The following is a 17,406-nucleotide window of genomic DNA, read 5'->3' on the forward strand; positions in this document are numbered from 1 at the left end:
CGGACCTGATCACCGGCCGACCCTGCGAGGATGGACGGCATGCAGCAAGAGCTCCTGGGCACCTCTGGCCCGTACGACACCCTCGCCCTCGCCGGTGGGGCGGCGCCCGGCGCCGACGCCGTGCTGGCCGGTCTCGACCCCGAGCAGCGAGCGGTGGCGACGGCCCTGCAAGGCCCCGTCTGCGTCCTCGCGGGTGCGGGCACGGGCAAGACGAGGGCCATCACCCACCGGATCGCCTACGGCGTGCGCAGCGGCGTCTACCAGCCGCAGCAGGTGCTCGCCGTCACCTTCACCGCCCGGGCGGCGGGCGAGATGCGCGGACGGCTGCGCCAGCTCGGCGCCGAGGGCGTGCAGGCCCGCACCTTCCACTCCGCCGCACTGCGCCAGCTCCAGTACTTCTGGCCGCGCGCGATCGGCGGCGAGGTGCCCAGGCTGCTGGAGCGCAAGGTCCAGCTGGTCGCCGAGGCGGCCGGCCGCAGCGGCCTGCGGGTCCAGCGCACCGAGCTGCGCGACCTCACCAGCGAGATCGAGTGGGCCAAGGTCACCCAGATCGTGCCGGACGACTACCCGGCCGCCGTGGTCAAGACCGGCCGGGAGGCCCCGCGCGACCCGGCCGAGATCGCCAAGGTCTACGCCACCTACGAGCAGACCAAGCGCGACCGCGGCGTGATCGACTTCGAGGACGTGCTGCTGCTCACCGCCGCGATCCTGGAGGACCGCCCGGAGATCGCCGAGCGGGTCCGCGCCCAGTACCGCCACCTCACCGTGGACGAGTACCAGGACGTCTCCCCGCTCCAGCAGCGCCTGCTCGACCAGTGGACGGCCGGCGGCGCCAGCCTCTGCGTCGTCGGCGACGCCAGCCAGACGATCTACTCCTTCACCGGCGCCACCCCCGACCACCTGCTGAACTTCCGCAACCGGCACCCCGAGGCCACGGTGGTCAAGCTGGTCCGCGACTACCGCTCCACCCCCCAGGTGGTGCACCTGGCCAACGGCCTGCTCGGCCAGGCCAGGGGCCACGCCGCCCAGCACCGCCTGGAGCTGGTCTCCCAGCGCGAGGCCGGTCCCGACCCGCTCTACGTCGAGTACCCGGACGAGCCGACCGAGGCCGAGTCCACCGCCCACGCGATCGAGAAGCTGCTGGCCCAGGGCGTGCGGGCGAGCGAGATCGCCGTGCTGTTCCGCACCAACGGCCAGTCCGAGGTCTACGAGCAGGCGCTGGCCGACCTCGGCATCTCGTACCAGCTCAAGGGCGCCGAGCGGTTCTTCGAGCGGCCCGAGGTGCGGGACTCGGTGATGCTGCTGCGCGGCGCCGCCCGCGCCGCCTCGGACCCGCTCACCGCCGAGGCCCCCGACCTCGCCGGGCAGGTCCGTGCCGTACTGGCCACCCGGGGCTTCACCCCGGTGCCCCCGGCGGGCTCCGGCACCGTCCGGGAGCGCTGGGAGTCGCTGGCCGCCCTCGTCCGCCTCGCCGAGGAGTTCGAGACGGCCCGCCGGTCCACGGGCGAGGCCGCCGACCTCGCGGCCTACGTCGCCGAGCTGGACGCCCGCGCCGCCGCCCAGCACGCCCCCGCGGTCGAGGGCGTCACGCTGGCCTCGCTGCACGCCGCCAAGGGTCTGGAGTGGGACGCCGTCTTCCTGGTCGGCCTCTCCGAGGGCACGCTCCCGATCATCTACGCCAAGACCGACGAGCAGATCGAGGAGGAGCGCCGCCTGCTCTACGTCGGGGTCACCCGGGCCAGGGTGCACCTGACGCTGTCCTGGGCACTCTCCCGCTCCCCGGGCGGCCGCGCCAGCCGTAAGCCCACCCGCTTCCTGGACGGCCTGCGCCCGGGCTCCAGCACCTCGGGCGCGCGTTCGCGCGGGGGGAGGGGCGGGGTCGAGTTCGGCGCCGAGCGCTCGGCCGCCCGCAAGGTGCGCGGCCCGGTCAAGTGCCGGGTCTGCGACCGCACACTGACCGAGGCGGTGGAGCGCAAGCTGCGCCGCTGCGAGGACTGCCCCTCCTCGATGGACGAGGCGCTGTACGAGCGGCTGCGCGAGTGGCGGGCCGGCCAGGCCAGGAAGCAGGGCGCTCCGGCCTATGTCGTCTTCACCGACGCCACCCTGATGGCGATCGCCGAGGACGTCCCCGCCGGCACCCGTGAGCTGGCCCTGATCTCGGGAGTCGGTGCCATGAAACTGGACAAGTACGGTGCCGCCGTGCTGTCGTTGTGTGCTGGGGAGGTACCCGAGGACGAGTCCGAGGGCGACCAGCAGGGGGATGACTCGGGGGAGTCGGAGGAGTCGGCCTGAGCCGCTCGGAAGACCACTTCGGAACTCGCCGGAAAAATAGTTTGCGCGCCGTGCTGGGAGCGCAATAGCCTGCCGGAGCGGTCAAGGGGACGAGACCGCGAGCTGGACGGGGTCACTCCTGGAACAGCTTTCCCCTGCGCACCATCAGCTGTACCTGAGCTTGACCTGACAGACATCCGAACATCGGGGCCCGGGGGACTGGGCACCGCGAGACGCCGAGAGGAGGCGAATGACATGGGAACCACGATGATCACCAAACTGACTGGCCAGACCGTCATCGCCATGCCCTGGGGCGCCCCCTCGCAGTTCGGCGCCGCCGGCACCTCGATCTCTGCCGCACAGCTGTGCGACGTGGTCGTGCTTGCCGAGGGTGGTCTGGGTCTCGACGCCACCGGTGTCTCCGTCGTTGCCGATGCCATCACTGTCAATGGCTCCACTGTCAGTGGTCGTGGCAACACTGATGCCACCTCCGTCGAGTCGGGTCTGTCCCGCAGCGGGGCGAAGTTCGAGGGCCGCAGCGAGCTGCGCATCGAGCGACCGCTCCAGGCACCGAAGGCAGTCGTAGCCGCCGTCAAGCATGGCGACTATGCGGGGTCCATCGGTGCCGGAGCAGCCCAGAAGCAGAACGAGCAGCTGATCAGCCAGGCCGAGGCCGCCTTTACCGGCGCCACGGCCACCCGGATGCGGGCCTTCCGCGGGCCTGGACCCTGGAGAGAACGAACCTGAGGCACCCTCAGGTCGGCACTCCAGGGCCGCGGAAACCCGTACACCGGGATCCGCGGCCCTTCTGTTTGTCCGGTACGTCAGACCACCCTGGCCCCTCGGGGCCTCCGATCCGGCCCCACCAGTAGGCCGGGATCGGAACCACAGAGAGAAGACGAGGAACACCCACAGTGTCCACGGTCATCACACCGCCATTCCCGTCCGTACCGACAGACAACACCAAGGCCGACCAGGCCGACCCTCCGGAGGTTTCCCTCATGCAGCTCACCGCGCTCGACGACGCCGAGGCGCTCGGACAGCCCATCCCCTGCCGTGCCTTCGACCCCGAGGTCTTCTTCGCGGAGACGCCGGCGGACGTCGAGTACGCCAAGTCGCTCTGCGGCACCTGCCCGGTGAAGGAGGCGTGCCTGGCCGGTGCGCTGGAGCGGCGTGAGCCGTGGGGCGTCTGGGGCGGCGAGCTCTTCGTCCAGGGTGTGGTGGTCGCCCGCAAGCGGCCCCGTGGCCGTCCGCGCAAGAACGAGGTCGTGGCATGAACCCCGCGAAGTCCGCGGCAGCCGTTCGCCGGGGAGAGCAGCCCCCGCTGGACAGCGCTCTGCGGCACTCCATCCGCGTCGCCGCCGCCAAGGCGGATGCAGCCCTCTCCCGTCCCTTCCCGAACACGTACCACGAGCAGGACCACCACATGACCCCCGCCGCCATCGATCCGACCGTCCGCGCCGAGCAGACCACCGAACTTCAGATCCAGAACAGGACACTCGAAATGCATCTTCTCCAGGAATCCCTGGCCCGGGCCCATATGCAAGAGCGCTTGCAAGAGGCCGAACACCAACGTCTGGTCCTCCGCGTCGCGCGGGCGGCGAAGCTGAAGCGCCGTGCCGAGCGCGCTTCGCTGCGTGCCCGTAAGGCGCTCGCGGTTGCCGTGATGTAAGTACCTTCCACGGCACGCGGATTCAGGCCGGTACCCCCGTGACGGCGATGGCCGCTCCCCTGCGACAGGGGAGCGGCCATCGCCGCGTTGCGGGTCTTGATGCCGGGTCAGCTCTCTTGCGGAGCCTTCTCCATGGCCTCGCCCGGGGCCTCCTCGGGGGCTTCCACCTCGGCGAAGCCCGGGAGCCACTCCAGCATTTCGGCCCGGAACGGCGCCTTCGCCCCGAGCTGGCAGAGCACTCCGATGGTGCTGAGGGTGACCCGGTGGATCAGCAGGTACGCCGGCGGCAGGTTGAGCTGCTTGCCGAGGTTGTAGGCGGGGGAGCGCGGATCGGCGATCCTGGCCGCCTGGGAACGCATCCAGCTGCGGGTGAAGTGGAAGGTGTCCACGGTGGCCGGCTCGATGATCGGCCTCAGGTAGTCCAGGACGGCGTCCGGATCCAGCTCGATCGAGGGCTTGACGAAGCCCTCCTCGCGGAGCATGTCCAGGACTCCGGCGGCATCCCCGGCGAGGGCCATCCGCAGTGAGTCCCCGATCGGGTAGGGCAGGCCCTCGGGCAGGCGGTCCACGGTGCCGAAGTCGAGCACGCCCAGGCGCCAGCCGGACGCCGCATGGCCGTCCTTGATCAGACGGAAGTTCCCCGGGTGAGGGTCGGCGTGCAGCAGTCCGGTACGGGACGGGCCGGCGAACAGGAAGCGGGCCAGCAGCTGGCCGGCCCGGTCGCGCTCGCGCTGGGTGCCGTTCGCGATCACCTCGGCCAGCGGGATGCCGTCCAGCCACTCGGTGATCAGCACCTGGTCGGCCTGGGACACCACCCGGGGCACCGTGATGTCCGGGTCGTCGGCGAACTCCTCGGCGTGCCGATCCTGGGCCTGTGCCTCCAACTCGTAGTCGAGTTCCTCGGAGACCCGTTCTCTCAGTTCGGAGATCAGCGGCTTGATGTCGAGACCGGGGATCAGCGGGCCGAGCAGCCAGGCGACCCGGCTGAGTTGGGCGAGGTCGGAGAGCAGCGCGTCGCCCGCCCCCGGGTACTGGACCTTGACCGCGACCTCGCGCCCGTCGTGCCAGACCGCCTTGTGCACCTGGCCGATGGAGGCGGCGGCCGCCGGGCGGTCGTCGAAGCTCAGGAACTTCGAGCGCCAGTCCTTGCCGAGCCGCTCCGCCAGGGCGGCGTGGACGGAGGCGGCGGGCATCGGAGGCGCGGCGTCCTGAAGCTTCGTCAGGGCGGCGCGGTAGGGCCCGGCGACCTCTTCGGGCAGTGCGGCCTCGAAGACGGACAGCACCTGCCCGAACTTCATGGCTCCGCCCTTCAGCTCCCCCAGGACCTTGAAGAGCTGGTCGGCGGTGGCCTGTTGGAGTTCGGCCGTGACCACCTCCGCCGAACGTCCGCCGATCCTTCTTCCCAGGCCCAGCGTGGCGCGTCCGGCTATGCCCAGAGGAAGGGCGGCGAGCCGAGCCGTACGGGTCACTGCCTTGCGCGGAAGATCGCTCACCCAGGGCCTCCCAGTCAGTTGTCCCCGTCGGCCCCAACAGACCGGAGGATGGTGGTCACTACGCCATTGTGCCCGCTCGCCAGGGCCGCTCGGCCGGACGGTCCGGCCTGATCGCATCCCTTGGACGAAACTGCTGATCACGTGCTGATCGCGCGACTCGTCCTCGCCGGGCGGTGGCGGTGGGCGGCGGTGGGTGTCGTCCCTGGGGCGTGCGCCGACCACCTGGGGGCGCGCGTCATGCCATGCGCATCGACTCCCGGACGGCGGGCCTGGGTTGGGGCACCGACTGCCAGAGGCAGCCGCAGTCGGGGTGGTTGGGCAGCCGCAGGCGCCGGGCCATGCCGTCGGCGGCCGAGATCTCGCACCAGCCGTCCACGCTGGGCGGATGGCCTCCGTCCAGGTACAGCTGGACGTGCAGGGCGGCCAGCCCGGCCACGGCGGTGGCGAGCGCGCTGTCGCAGGCGGGCGCGCGGGGGCGGCCCGGGCCCTCGTCGGCGAGTTGGGCGAGCAGCCTCGGCCAGGCCTCGTCCTCGTCCCGCCGGGTCAGCGTGGCACAGCTGCCGCAGGCCGAGGCGCCCGGGACGACCAGCGGCCCGACGATGCCCAGGTGCTCCAGCACGCCGACGTACAGGTGCGGGATGCCGGCGCGCATCAGCCGGTGGGACTCGGCGGCCGCGCCGGTGAAGGCGCCGCTGCCGTCCCGTGGGGCCAGGACGACCAGCATGGGCGGAGCCTCGCTGGCCGGCGCTCGTGAGGCGCGGCGGTGCCGCTCGGCGACGGCGGCGCCGGCTGCCCGGTGCACCACGTCCCGGGCGGCGGTGGTGCGCAGTCGGCCGACCTCGGTGGGCGGGTAGCCGGCCGGTGAGCAGTCCCGTGCCGTCACCCGGCCCTTGTCCAGGACGGTGACGGACCCGACACCGCCCGCGGCGAGCGCAGCGGCGACGGCGGCACCCACCCGGCCCGCGCCGCGCACCTCGACCCGGGCGCGGGACCGGCCCCGGAGTACGGCAGGGGCCTCGCCGGGCGCGGGGTGCACCAGGGAGAGCGAAGCGAGGTCGGGGCCGAGCAAGTCCTGCCGGGGGCGCGGATACCCGGCCAGGGCCTGGGTGGTGGCCTCGGCGTCGTCCAGCAGGCCGCTCTGCTCCAGGGAGGCGAGCAGCTGCTCGGCCAGCGCGGTGCCGAGGCCGAGCCGCTCTCCGGCGTCGAGCAGGGCGGTGTGCTCGCGGCTGCCGTCGATCAGCTCCAGAAAGGCGCTGACGGCCTGGTCGACCTCCTCGACCAGACGGGCATGCCGACGGACGGTGCCGAACTGCAGGGTCTCCTTGTCCCGCCAGGCGCGGGAGAGCGCGGGCTTGAGCAGGGGCCTGGACTCGGGGCGCATGGTGGTCCTCCGGAGCGGTGCGAGGGCGTTCGTCCGACGGCAGGATGCCCGATCGGGCCGCATCCGTGAGTCCGGTTGTCCACAGGCTCGGGCGGATGATCGGACCATCCGTTCGCACACCCTGTGGACAACTCCCGCAGCCGAGTTCCACCGCCTTTCGGTACCGATCGTTCCGAGAGAGATTTCGGCCACGGCAGCGGACTTCTGTCGGTGACACCGGGTAACGTCGGGTGCCATGGCAGCCGAAAGGGACTCCCATCCTTCGGTGTCGCCTCGGCGTGCCCGTGCAGCCTCCGGGCCGGGAGTGGCGACGCCGAGCAGCCCCGCGCGCTCCGCGCCCGGCGCTTCTCCGTTCTCCGACACCCCGTCCGGTCTCGACACGACCTCGGTCCGCGAGGCCCCTTCCGTCCACGAGCTCCCGTCGGCCCTCGACAGCCCCTCGGGTCCGGACCGTGCCAAGGTCGAGGTCCGGCGCAGCGCCCGCCGCAGTCGCACGGTCTCGGCCTATCGCGAGGGTGACCGGACGATCGTGCTGATCCCGGCCCGGATGTCGCATGCCGAGGAGCAGCGCTGGGTGGCGCAGATGCTCGACAAGCTGGCAGCGCAGGAGAGCCGCCGTACGCTCGGTGACGATGCCCTCCAGGCCAGGGCGCGGGAGCTGTCGGCCGCCTATCTGGGCGGCAGGGCCGAGCCCGAGCAGGTCCGCTGGGTGACCAACCAGAACTCGCGCTGGGGGTCCTGCACCCCCAGCGAGCGCACCATCAGGCTCTCCCACCGCTTGCAGGGCATGCCTGGCTACGTCGTGGACTATGTGCTGCTGCACGAGCTGGCACACCTGCTGGTACCCGATCACGGGCCGGGCTTCTGGGCGCTGCTGGAGGCGTACCCGCGCACCGAGCGGGCGCGCGGGTACCTGGAGGGCGTCGCCTCGGCCGCCCGTCTGCCGCACATCCCCGGTGCGCGCGGCGGCCGTGCCCCGGCGCCGGCCGAGGACGAGGCCCCGGAGTCCTGCGACTAGTCCTGTCCGGCGGTCTCGGGCACGACGTCGGCCCCGCGCCCCCAAGGGGTGCAGCCGGTGCTCAGGCGGTCAGTTGCCGCGCCAGTGCGACCAGCTCCCGGACGGAGACGTCCGTCAGCTCAGGCAGGCGGTCGTAGTCGAACCAGCGCAGGTCGAGCGACTCCTCGCTGATCAGCGCCTCGGCGCCGGCCGGGGCCAGCGCGACGTACTGGACGTCGAGATGGGTGTTCTCCGGTTGGTCCTTGCCCGTGCAGCGCACCAGGTGCCGGTCCAGCTTGACCGGCGTCGGCACGCCGTCCACGCAGAGCAGTCGGAGGCCCTGGATACCGGACTCCTCGGTGGCCTCGCGCAGCGCCGCGTCGGCCAGCGTGGCGTCGCTCGGCTCGCAGTGGCCGCCCATCTGCAGCCAGATGCCGACCTTGGGATGCAGGGTCAGCAGCACCCGCCCGGCGGCCGGGTCGACCACCACGGCGCTGGCGGTGATGTGCGCGGGCAGGCAGCTGCGGTAGAGGCCGTCCGGCTGCTCGGCCAGGTGGCCGAGGTAGTCCCGCCGGAGCTGCTCCTGGTCGGCGTCGGTGACGGACCAACCCGCCAGGGCACGGACGGCGTCGGAGTGCAGGCCGGTGCCGGCCGTGTCGATCAGTGTCATGCCTTGGTCTCGCCCTCGCCCTTGCCGTCCTTGCCGGAGTCCTCACCCGAGTCCTTGCCCGGGTTCTTGCCGGACTCCTGCGCGCCCGGCTGCCCGGTGCCGTGACCGCCCGCCGCGGCCTCGCCGAGCAGCTTGTCGAGTGCGTCGAAGTCGAAGCCGCCCTCGACGGTGCCGTGGGCGCTCTGGTGGACGAAACCGTCGGGGTCGTCCAGGTCGGCGGCGGTGGGCAGCATGTCGGGGTGCTCCCAGAGCGCGTCCCGGCCCTCGATCCCGCGCGCGTCGGCCAGCGAGGCCCACAGCCGGGAGGCGTCCCGCAGGCGGCGCGGGCGCAGTTCCAGGCCGACCAGGGTGGCGAAGGTCTGCTCGGCGGGCCCACCGGCGGCGCGGCGGCGGCGTACCGTCTCGCGCAGTGCACCGGCCTGCGGCAGGTGCGGCTCGGCGGCGGCGTGCACCACCGCGTCCACCCAGCCCTCGACCAGGGCGAGGGCGGTCTCCAGGCGGGCCAGTGCGGCCTTCTGCTCGGGGGTGTCCTCGGGCTGGAGCAGGCCGCCCGCGAGGGCCTCCTGAAGCGCCTCGGGGTTGCTCGGGTCGAGCTGGCCTGCCAGCTCCTCCATCCGCGTGGTGTCCACCTTGATGCCGCGCGCGTACGCCTCGACCGCGCCGAACAGGTGTGCCCGCAGCCACGGGACATGGGCGAAGAGCCGCTGGTGGGCGGCCTCGCGCAGGGCGAGGTAGAGCCGGACCTCCTCGGCCGGGACGCTCAGGCCCTCGCCGAACTCGGCGACGTTCTGCGGCAGCAGCGCGGCCTTCCCGGCCGGGGCGAGCGGCAGGCCGACGTCGGTGGAGCCGACCACCTCGGCGGCCAGCGCGCCGAGCGCCTGCCCGATCTGGGTGCCGAACATCGCGCCGCCCATCGAGCGCATCATGCCCATCAGCGGCCCGGCCATGGCCTGCATCTCCTCGGGCAGCACGCCGCCCATGGCGCCCGCGACCCGCTCGGCGACCGGGTCGACCAGGTCCTTCCAGACCGGCAGGGTGGCCTCGATCCACTCGGCGCGGCTCCAGGCCACGGCCGTGCTCGCACCGGAGGGGAACTCGGTGGCGGAGTCCAGCCAGAGGTCGGCGAGGCGGATCGACTCCTCGACGGCAGAGCGCTCGGCGCTGCCGACCGAGCGGTCCTTGCTCTTGCCCTCGGCGGGCTCGGCGACGACGGTCTGCCGGGCGATGTCCTTGGCCAGGTCCCAGTTCACCGGGCCGCCGTCGAAGGAGAGCATCTGGCCGAGCTGCTGGAAGGCGGCGCCCAGGTCGTTGGGGTTGAGCCCACCGAGCATCGCACCGAACGGGTTGTCCGCACCGCCCTGGCCACCGGGGCCGCCGGGCAGGCCCATCCCGCCCATGCCGAACAGGGCGCCCAGCGGGTTGGCCCCGCCGAAGCCGAAGGGCGGCGGCGTCGCGCCGGAACCGGATTCCGGGCTCTTGGCCGCGTCGTCCTGCTTGCCCTGCTCCGGCCTGTCCTGACCGCGCTCATCCTTGTCGGGCTGGCCCTTGCCGTCCTCGGGCTCCTCGGGCGGAACGGCGAATCCGAAGGGGAGGTCGCTCACGGGGTCCTCGATCTGGTCGGCCGTCACGCGGGTGGTGTGGCGGGGAGGTGCGGGCCCGAGCACGGGGTGCGAAGCAGCGGCTCGGCGACCCGGGCCGTGCCGGGTGCACCGCCGGGCCCGTGCCTCGGGCAGGATGGTCGGTACGTGACACTCGTACGTACGCACATAAGCTAACCGTGGAGGATGGCCGGTGAGTTCCCCGTCTTCGGACGTTCGCTCTGGGCTGACCGGAGGTGAGGACGCCCCAGCTGCCGCGGGTTCGCCGTCTCCAGCCTACGGCGGACGACCACTGACCGTGGCCGTCACGGGTGCCGCCGGGGTGCTCGGCGAGCGTGTCGCCGCGCGCTTGGTGGCCTCGCCGCACGTACGCAAGGTGCTGGCGCTGGACGACCGGCGCGGTGAGGTGCCCGGGGTGCACTGGCGGGTGCTGGACGTCCGTGACCCTGCGGTGGCCGAGCGGCTGGCAGGGGTGGACGTGGTGGTGCACCTGGCCATGGACCTCGGGATGGAGTCCGACCCCCGGGCGCGCAGCGCGTACAACGTGCGGGGCGCGCAGACGGTAGTGACCGCCGCGGCGGCGGCCGGGGTCGGCCGGGTGGTGCTCTGCACCTCGGCGATGGTCTACGGCGCGCTGCCGGACAACGAGGTGCCGCTGGCCGAGGACTCCGAGTTGCGGGCCACGGAAGAGGCGTCGCTGGTCGGCGACCTGCTGGAGATCGAGCGTCTGGCCCGGCGGGCGCCGCGTGCCCACCCGGGCCTTCAGGTGACGGTGATGCGGCCGGCGGTTGTCGTGGGACCCGGCGTGGACACCGTGCTGACCAGGCACTTCGAGGCTCCCCGGCTGCTGGTGGTGGCGGGTTCGCGGCCGTGCTGGCAGTTCTGCCACGTGGACGACCTGGCCTCGGCGCTGGAGTACGCGGCACTCGGCCTGGTCGAGGGCGAGGTGACGGTCGGCTGTGACGGCTGGCTGGAGCAGGAGGACGTCGAGGAGCTGTCGGGCATTCGCCGGATGGAGCTCCCGGCCTCGCTGGCGCTCGGTACGGCGGCCCGGTTGCACCGGCTGGGCCTGACCCCGGCCCCGGCGGGCGATCTTGCGTACACGATGTACCCGTGGGTGGTCTCCGGCAGCCGTCTGCACGAGGCGGGCTGGCGCCCGCTCTTCGGCAACGAGGAGGTGCTGGCCGAACTGCTGGAGCAGGTCTCGGGCAAGCACGCGGTGGCGGGCCGTCGGCTCGGCGGCAAGGAGGCGGCGACCAGCCTGGGTGCGGCCGGTGCGACGGTGGCCCTGGTCGGTACGGCAGCCCTGGTCCGCCGGGCCCGCAAGCGCCGCCGGATCTGAGGCGCGGCCTCCGCCGCGGCGCAATCGGGAAGTTCTTCGGGGGTGCGCGGCGCTGGTTGATCGACCGCGTGCGCGACCGGCCGCGCACCTCGGAGTGTCGTGGTTGCCCGATCAGCCATGCTGCGCCCTTGGTGGCCGGTGGCCGGTCGGGTTGCCCGTGGGGGCGAACCGCGCCACAGGCGATACCGCATTGCGAAATTTCCCAATCGTGATGCGGAAGACCCTTGCTGAATCCCGCCCCGGATGAGGAATCATGGGGACTATGACCGAGAACCGCGACCCCATCCGTCTGCTCGCCATCCGTGAGACCCCGCTCTCGCTGGACGAGGTCTACGAGGCCGTCGGTGACGACGCGGCCGGCGGCACCACGGTCTTCGTGGGGACGGTGCGCGACCACGACGGCGGCAAGTCGGTCGCCGCGCTGGAGTACAGCGCCCACCCGACCGCCGAGCGGGAGATGCGCCGGATCGCCGAGAAGATCGTCGCCGACTTCCCGGTGCGGGCGCTGGCGGCGGTGCACCGGATCGGCCGGCTGGAGATCACCGACAAGGCGGTGATCGTCGCCGTCTCCTGCCCGCACCGCGGCGAGGCCTTCGCGGCGGCCCGGCGGCTGATCGACGACCTCAAGCACGAGGTGCCGATCTGGAAGCACCAGGTCTTCAGCGACGGCGAGGAGGAGTGGGTGGGCGCGGGCTCCTGCTGAGCGTTCACCCGTTAGGACGCCTGCTGCTCCCGGGCGTCCCCCCGAGTGATGACAGGAAACCGATCCCCGTAACCCGGACGGCGCCGCCGACGTTGTCCGCCGGGATGGTTAATCTGCTCATAGACACGACGAGCTGGGAGTACGGATATGGCTGCGCTCGCCTGGTTGATCATCCCCGTTGTCGCCGCAGTCGTCGCCATGATCTGGGCGAGCTGGGCGGCCCGTGCGCCCAGGGCGACCGGTGACCCGGCCTCGCTGGCAGAGCATCAGCGTTTTCGCGCGGCGATGGAGCGCAGTACGGCTGCGTCCGAGAGCAACGGGCAGTAGCCCTGGGGGGCGCGCCGTCACCCTCGTCCCGTACTGTCGTGCCATGCCACGCCGCTCTGCGACGATGCTCGCCGCGACCCTGATGCTCATAGCACTGATGTGCGCCTCCGTGCTGATGAAGGTGCCGTACACCGAGATGAGCCCGGGGCCGACGTACAACACGCTGGGGACGCAGGACGACACAGGGCAGCCGGTGATCAGCATCACCGGGCACCAGACCTACCCGACCAGCGGGCATCTCAATATGACCACCGTCCAGGTGACCGGGGCGAAGTACCAGCCCAGCCTGGTCTCGATGGTGGCCGGCTGGCTGCGCGACGACGTGCTGGTGGTGCCGCACGAGAACGTCTACCCCGAGGGGCAGACCGACCAGCAGGCGCGGGACCAGAACGCCGAGGAGTTCGCCTCCTCCGAGGACAGTGCCAAGACCGCCGCGCTCGCCCAGCTGGGCATCCCGGTCACCACCGAGGTGGTGGTCTCCACGGTGGTGGCGGGCAGCCCCTCCGACGGCAAGCTGCACGCCGGCGACCAGATCGTGGCGGTGGACGGCACGCAGATCACCTCGCAGGCGCAGGTCGCCCAGCAGGTGACCAAGCACAAGCCCGGTGACGCGGTCGAGTTCACCGTGGTCACGCACGGCAAGGACGGTGCCACGCCGAATCCGGCGGACGAGCGCAAGGTCGCCATCACCACCGCCAAGGCGACGGACGGCACCGACCGGGCGATCGTCGGGATCGGCCCCGGGGTGACCCACACCTACCCGTTCAAGATCGACATCGGCTTGCAGGACGTCGGCGGACCGAGTGCCGGTCTGATGTTCTCGCTCGGCATCATCGACAAGCTCACCCCCGCCGACCTGACCGGCGGCAAGTTCATCGCCGGGACGGGCACGATCAGCGACGACGGCAAGGTCGGCCCGATCGGCGGCATCTCGATGAAGCTGATCGCCGCCCGCGACAAGGGCGCCGAGTACTTCTTCACGCCGTCCGACAACTGCGCCGAGGCCGCCGGGAACACGCCCAGCGGCCTGCGGCTGATCAAGGTGGACACGCTGGCCGACGCGCTGAAGGCCCTGGGCGAGATCAAGGCCGGTCAGACCGCGGCGCTGCCGTCCTGCAGCAAGTGACCCTCGGGGCCGGTTGCACCGCCCCGAGGTGAATCACGCGCCCGGGTCGGCCGGGCGGGCCCCGACCGTCGGTCAGGAGAAGGTCGCCAGCAGTGCCTCGGTGAGCCCCGGCACCAGGTCGGGGCCGGTCAGCACCTCGCGGGCGACGTCCTTGGACCGCAGGCGCAGGGCGATCTCCTTCTTGCCGTCCCGCAGGACGGCGGCGGTGATCCGCACCTCCTGACGGTCCGGGTGGTTGGCCACCCAGTCGGCCAGCTGGGCCTCGGTGGCGTTCTTGGGGCGGGACTGCTCGGCATTCGGCGGCAGCATCAGCCGCTCGACCACCAGCGCGCAGCCGGCCACCATGTCCGGCCAGGCGATGGTGCCGAGGAACTTGTCCAGCTCCATTCCGGCGGGCAGCTCGTCCTGCTCGACCGGGGTCAGACCCGGCTCCTCCTGGTCGGCCAGGCCGAGCTGCTTGGCCAGCCCCGGGTCGGTCCTGCGCAGCTGGGCACTGTCGACCAGCGCGAACAGCCGGGCCGGGAGGTCCCAGCCGAGCGTTGCCGCGTACTCGTCGATCTCCAGGGCGGCGCGGGTGAGCGGGGTGGCGGCCGGCGGACGGCCGTCGCCGGACAGGGTGTGGCTTACATCGGACATGTCCCAATCCTCACATGCGCGAGTCGTCCACCCCGCGCACGACCGGGTAGCGGACCGTGGGAACTCAGGTAAACACCGATTAAGTTGCATGAAGGACTGCCCCGCTCACCCACGACACAGCAGAGGTGCCACCTTGGTGTTCCAGATGCCGGACCGACCAGGACCGGGTTTCCGAGCCAGAGTCGGCCCACCCTCGCGCCGGGTGCGTGTCCTGCTGCTGACGGCCGCGGTGCTCGCGGCGCTGCTCCTGCTGTTCGTCATGTTCGCCGGTCTGTGGACGGACTGGCTCTGGTTCAAGTCGGTCAGCTACGCCTCGGTCTTCAGTACCCAACTGTGGGCGAAGATCGGCCTGTTCGCGGTCTTCGGCCTGCTGATGGCCGTTGTCGTGGGCGTCAACCTCTGGCTGGCGTACCGGCTGCGGCCGCCGCTCTCGGCGATGTCGGTCGAGCAGCAGAGCCTGGACCGCTACCGGATGGGGGTGGCACCGTACAAGCGCTGGCTGCTGCTGGCCGTCTCGCTGGTGATCGGCCTGATCGCGGGTGCGGCGGCGGCGGGGCAGTGGCGCACCTGGCTGCTGTGGACCAACCAGACGCCGTTCGGCGAGAAGGACAGCCAGTTCCACCTGGACGTCGCCTTCTACGCCTTCTCGCTGCCCTGGTACGAGTTCCTGCTCGGCTTCGCCTTCAGCGCCGTGATCGTCTCGCTGCTGGCCTCGGTGCTGGTCCACTACCTGTACGGCGGCCTGCGCCTGCAGGGTCCCGGACGGCGGGCGAGCGCGGGTGCGCAGGGCCATCTGGCTGTGCTGCTCGGTGTGTTCGTGCTGCTCAAGGCGGTCGCGTACTGGCTCGACCGGTATGCGCTCGCGGTGAAGTCGGGCGCCTACAAGGGCGTGGACGGCTGGACCGGCCTGCGCTACGTGGACGCCAACGCCTATCTGCCGGCGAAGACCATCCTGTTCTTCGTCGCGATCATCTGCGCGGTGCTCTTCTTCCTGACGCCGATCCGCCGCACCTGGGCCCCGGCCCTGATCGGCTTCGGTCTGATGGCGCTCTCGGCGGTGCTGATCGGCGGGCTCTACCCGGCGATCGTGCAGCAGTTCCAGGTCAAGCCGAACGAGCAGGCCAAGGAGACGCCGTACATCCAGAAGAACATCGACGCCACCAGGCAGGCGTACGGCATCGCGAACAGCGAGAGCCAGCAGTACACACCCAAGGACTCGACCACCCAGGACGCGCTCAAGCCGGACGCGCAGACCATCGCGGACATCCGGCTGCTGGACCCGAACGTCGTCTCGCCGGCGTTCCAGCAGATCGAGCAGCAGCGCTCGTACTACGCCTTCCCGAAGTCGCTGAGCGTCGACCGCTACGGCACGGGCACCGGGGCCCAGGACACCGTGATCGGCGTGCGTGAGCTGGATCTGAGCGGTGTCCAGCAGCGGAACTGGATCAACGACCACTTCAAGTACACCCATGGCTACGGTGTCGTCGCGGCCAAGGGGAACCAGGTCAACGGCCAGGGCCAGCCGGTCTTCACCGAGTCGGGCCTGCCGACCTCCGGCGCGCTCGGGGACTACCAGCAGCGGGTCTACTACGGCGAGAAGAGCCCCCAGTACTCGATCGTCGGCGGCTCCAACCAGGAGATCGACTACAGCACCGACGCCGGTGGCGACAAGGCGTACCAGTACACCGGCGGCAGCGGCGTCTCGCTGAACAACCCGGTCACCCGGGCCGCCTACGCCGTGAAGTTCTCCGAGCCGCAGATCCTCTACTCGGGCGCCATCACCGACGGCGCCAAGGTGATCTACGACCGGACCCCCAAGGAGCGGGTCGAGAAGGTCGCCCCCTGGCTCTCCATCGACGCCGACCCGTACCCGGTGGTGCAGGACGGCAGGTTGGTGTGGGTGCTGGACGGCTACACCACCTCCGACGGGTACCCGTTCTCCTCCAAGACCACCCTGGGCGACGTCACCAAGGACTCGCTGACCGGGCAGCGCGGCCGCACGCTCACCGCCGCCAACACGGTCAACTACATCCGCAACTCGGTGAAGGCCACGGTGGACGCGTACACCGGCGAGGTGACGCTCTACCAGTGGGACGACAGCGACCCGGTGCTGAAGACCTGGATGAAGGCCTTCCCCGGCACGGTCGAGCCAAGGAGTGCGATCCCCAGCACCCTGATGCCGCACCTGCGTTACCCGCAGGACCTGTTCAAGGTGCAGCGCGACCTGCTCGGCATGTACCACATGACGGATGCCAACTCCTTCTTCAACGGCACCGACATCTGGCAGGTCCCGGCCGACCCGACCACCAACACCGGTGACGTCCAGCCGCCGTACTACCTGACGGTCCGGATGCCGGACGCGGCCTCGGCCAGCTTCTCGCTGACCACGTCCTTCGTGCCGAGCAAGCGCGACAACCTGGCGGCCTTCATGGCGGTGAGTGCCGACCCGGGCCCCGAGTACGGCAGGATCCGCATCCTCAAGGTGCCCGGAGACACCGGCACCCTCGGCCCGAACCTGGCGCAGTCCAAGTTCAACTCGGACCCCGAAGTCGCCCGCCAGCTCAACATCTTGAAGAACGGCGGCGACTCCGACGTCGAGTACGGCAACCTGCTGACCCTGCCGGTCGGTGGCGGCCTGCTCAACGTCGAGCCGGTGTACGTCCGCGGACGAGCCGCCAAGTATCCGGTGCTGCAGAAGGTGCTCGCGGTGTACGGCAAGGACAACGTGGCGTTCGAGAACACCTTGGACGACGCGCTGAAGAAGGTCTTCGGCGCTGCGATCAGCGGTGTTCCCACCACTCCGACCGCCCCCGCCACTCCGACCGCCCCCACCACCCCGACCGCGCCGGGCACCACACCGGGCACCACGACGCCCGGTACGACGGCCCCGACCACCCCGCCCAGCCCCGGTGCCACTGGAACCGGTACCGGCAACCCGGCGCTGGACAAGGCCATCCAGGACGCGCAGCAGGCGTTCACGGACAGCCAGAACGCGATGAAGAGCGGCGACTGGGCCAGGTACGGCGACGCCCAGAAGGCTCTCCAGGACGCGCTGAACCGGATGGCCGCCGCCGAGCCGAAGACCGGCGGTGCCACCCCGGCGCCCTCACCCTCGGCCTCGGCCAGCCCCTGACCTGCGGTCCTGCCGAGTAGCCGATTTCTGTTCCATCCCGCCACCGTGCTACGGTTG

General features: G+C 71.5%; 15 protein-coding genes. 10 read left to right on the forward strand and 5 right to left on the reverse strand.

The annotated features are described in order from the left end of the window. Positions 1 to 120 precede the first annotated feature (120 nt). From P3T39_RS01065 to P3T39_RS37495, 4 genes are all read left to right on the forward strand, one after another. Positions 121 to 2,292, forward strand: coding sequence for an ATP-dependent DNA helicase UvrD2 (locus P3T39_RS01065; protein ID WP_280695408.1), 2,172 nt, complete (start codon positions 121 to 123; stop codon positions 2,290 to 2,292). Between the two features lie 234 nt (positions 2,293 to 2,526). Next, positions 2,527 to 3,018, forward strand: a complete 492-nt coding sequence (locus tag P3T39_RS01070) for a hypothetical protein (protein WP_280695297.1) — start codon at positions 2,527 to 2,529, stop codon at positions 3,016 to 3,018. A gap of 167 nt (positions 3,019 to 3,185) precedes the next feature. After that, on the forward strand, positions 3,186 to 3,548 hold the full coding sequence (locus P3T39_RS01075; protein ID WP_280695298.1) for a WhiB family transcriptional regulator: 363 nt from the start codon (positions 3,186 to 3,188) through the stop codon (positions 3,546 to 3,548). Then, complete coding sequence (locus tag P3T39_RS37495; protein ID WP_348534292.1) at positions 3,545 to 3,943, forward strand: hypothetical protein; 399 nt, start codon at positions 3,545 to 3,547, stop codon at positions 3,941 to 3,943. Before P3T39_RS01075 ends, P3T39_RS37495 begins: the two co-directional genes overlap by 4 nt. Positions 3,944 to 4,050: 107 nt before the next feature. Here the strand turns inward: P3T39_RS37495 and P3T39_RS01085 are convergent, their stop codons facing one another. Both P3T39_RS01085 and P3T39_RS01090 read right to left on the reverse strand, forming a co-directional pair. Further along, on the reverse strand, positions 4,051 to 5,436 hold the full coding sequence (locus tag P3T39_RS01085) for an AarF/ABC1/UbiB kinase family protein (protein ID WP_280695299.1): 1,386 nt from the start codon (positions 5,434 to 5,436) through the stop codon (positions 4,051 to 4,053). Between the two features lie 235 nt (positions 5,437 to 5,671). Further along, positions 5,672 to 6,817, reverse strand: a complete 1,146-nt coding sequence (locus P3T39_RS01090) for a ThiF family adenylyltransferase (RefSeq protein ID WP_280695300.1) — start codon at positions 6,815 to 6,817, stop codon at positions 5,672 to 5,674. A 304-nt stretch (positions 6,818 to 7,121) separates the two neighbouring features. Between P3T39_RS01090 and P3T39_RS01095 the strand changes: the two genes are divergently transcribed. Continuing rightward, a complete protein-coding gene (locus tag P3T39_RS01095) occupies positions 7,122 to 7,835 on the forward strand; it encodes a M48 family metallopeptidase (protein WP_280695301.1) in 714 nt (237 codons plus the stop codon). Between the two features lie 61 nt (positions 7,836 to 7,896). Here P3T39_RS01095 and P3T39_RS01100 read toward each other — a convergent pair whose 3' ends face one another. After that, entirely contained in the window at positions 7,897 to 8,484 is a 588-nt protein-coding gene (locus P3T39_RS01100; protein ID WP_280695302.1) for an NUDIX hydrolase, read from the reverse strand. Next, the gene (locus tag P3T39_RS01105) at positions 8,481 to 10,085 is read right to left on the reverse strand and encodes a zinc-dependent metalloprotease (protein WP_280695409.1); all 1,605 of its coding nucleotides are present in this window, start codon (positions 10,083 to 10,085) and stop codon (positions 8,481 to 8,483) included. The genes P3T39_RS01100 and P3T39_RS01105 overlap by 4 nt, the downstream gene beginning before the upstream one ends. Before the next feature lie 289 nt (positions 10,086 to 10,374). Here P3T39_RS01105 and P3T39_RS01110 point away from each other — a divergent pair, with 289 nt between their 5' ends. The 4 genes from P3T39_RS01110 (at position 10,375) to P3T39_RS01125 (ending at position 13,580) form a co-directional block, all read left to right on the forward strand. Continuing rightward, on the forward strand, positions 10,375 to 11,424 hold the full coding sequence (locus tag P3T39_RS01110; RefSeq protein WP_280695410.1) for an NAD-dependent epimerase/dehydratase family protein: 1,050 nt from the start codon (positions 10,375 to 10,377) through the stop codon (positions 11,422 to 11,424). 262 nt (positions 11,425 to 11,686) lie between these two features. After that, positions 11,687 to 12,127, forward strand: coding sequence for a molybdenum cofactor biosynthesis protein MoaE (locus tag P3T39_RS01115; protein ID WP_280695304.1), 441 nt, complete (start codon positions 11,687 to 11,689; stop codon positions 12,125 to 12,127). Positions 12,128 to 12,274: 147 nt separating this feature from the next. Continuing rightward, the gene (locus tag P3T39_RS01120) at positions 12,275 to 12,454 is read left to right on the forward strand and encodes a hypothetical protein (RefSeq protein WP_280695305.1); all 180 of its coding nucleotides are present in this window, start codon (positions 12,275 to 12,277) and stop codon (positions 12,452 to 12,454) included. Between the two features lie 43 nt (positions 12,455 to 12,497). Next, the gene (locus P3T39_RS01125; RefSeq protein ID WP_280695306.1) at positions 12,498 to 13,580 is read left to right on the forward strand and encodes a PDZ domain-containing protein; all 1,083 of its coding nucleotides are present in this window, start codon (positions 12,498 to 12,500) and stop codon (positions 13,578 to 13,580) included. Between the two features lie 72 nt (positions 13,581 to 13,652). On the opposite strand, the gene P3T39_RS01130 is transcribed toward P3T39_RS01125, so the two are convergent. Beyond that, the gene (locus P3T39_RS01130; RefSeq protein ID WP_280695307.1) at positions 13,653 to 14,216 is read right to left on the reverse strand and encodes a PPA1309 family protein; all 564 of its coding nucleotides are present in this window, start codon (positions 14,214 to 14,216) and stop codon (positions 13,653 to 13,655) included. A gap of 145 nt (positions 14,217 to 14,361) precedes the next feature. Between P3T39_RS01130 and P3T39_RS01135 the strand changes: the two genes are divergently transcribed. Beyond that, positions 14,362 to 17,349, forward strand: coding sequence for a UPF0182 family protein (locus tag P3T39_RS01135; protein WP_280695411.1), 2,988 nt, complete (start codon positions 14,362 to 14,364; stop codon positions 17,347 to 17,349). Positions 17,350 to 17,406: the final 57 nt, after the last annotated feature.

Origin of the sequence: Kitasatospora sp. GP82 (assembly GCF_029892105.1) — a bacterium.
Classification (GTDB): Bacteria; Actinomycetota; Actinomycetes; order Streptomycetales; family Streptomycetaceae; genus Kitasatospora.

Coding starts and splice junctions, on each gene's coding strand:
- P3T39_RS01070 (WP_280695297.1), top strand. CDS start 2,527: ATGGGAACCACGATGATCACCAAACTGACTGGCCAGACCGTCATCGCC.
- P3T39_RS37495 (WP_348534292.1), top strand. CDS start 3,545: ATGAACCCCGCGAAGTCCGCGGCAGCCGTTCGCCGGGGAGAGCAGCCC.
- P3T39_RS01090 (WP_280695300.1), bottom strand. CDS start 6,817: ATGCGCCCCGAGTCCAGGCCCCTGCTCAAGCCCGCGCTCTCCCGCGCC.
- P3T39_RS01100 (WP_280695302.1), bottom strand. CDS start 8,484: ATGACACTGATCGACACGGCCGGCACCGGCCTGCACTCCGACGCCGTC.
- P3T39_RS01115 (WP_280695304.1), top strand. CDS start 11,687: ATGACCGAGAACCGCGACCCCATCCGTCTGCTCGCCATCCGTGAGACC.
- P3T39_RS01120 (WP_280695305.1), top strand. CDS start 12,275: ATGGCTGCGCTCGCCTGGTTGATCATCCCCGTTGTCGCCGCAGTCGTC.
- P3T39_RS01125 (WP_280695306.1), top strand. CDS start 12,498: ATGCCACGCCGCTCTGCGACGATGCTCGCCGCGACCCTGATGCTCATA.
- P3T39_RS01130 (WP_280695307.1), bottom strand. CDS start 14,216: ATGTCCGATGTAAGCCACACCCTGTCCGGCGACGGCCGTCCGCCGGCC.
- P3T39_RS01135 (WP_280695411.1), top strand. CDS start 14,362: ATGCCGGACCGACCAGGACCGGGTTTCCGAGCCAGAGTCGGCCCACCC.